Source organism: Mesorhizobium sp. M2E.F.Ca.ET.209.01.1.1 (genome assembly GCF_004010375.2).
Lineage (GTDB): Bacteria > Pseudomonadota > Alphaproteobacteria > Rhizobiales > Rhizobiaceae > Mesorhizobium.
Window position 1 is genome coordinate 1 of the sequence record NZ_SADP02000694.1, and the last position, 332, is coordinate 332.

Below are 332 nucleotides of genomic sequence, written 5' to 3' on the forward strand. Positions count from 1 at the left end.
CCCAAATCTCATTTCTTCCAAGACGGCTTCCTCTCGAACAAACCTGCCGGCGCGGCCCCGAACATTGGCACGATATTCTAAGCTGCGCGGTTGACCGTGAACGTGCCCTCAGGCGTATAATTCTACTAAATTCATAGACTAACTGCCGGTGCCTGGGCGCTTGCAGCTTGACCTGTGAAAGCCAGGCTGAAGGGAGAGCATCGATGCCGAAGACAGAATCCAATCCGATCGAGCTTGGCACCAGGGCTGCCGACTTCCTGTTGCCCGACGCGCATGGCGTGCTGCACCGGCTGGCCGATTTCGATGTCAGGCCGGCCTTGCTCGTTGCCTTC

The 332-nt window shown here is 57.8% G+C and carries 1 pseudogene; it reads left to right on the forward strand.

Annotation, left to right across the window (positions count from 1 at the left end):
* Positions 1-203 precede the first annotated feature (203 nt).
* A pseudogene (locus tag EN852_RS43430) lies at positions 204-332 on the forward strand (thioredoxin family protein); the annotation flags it as partial.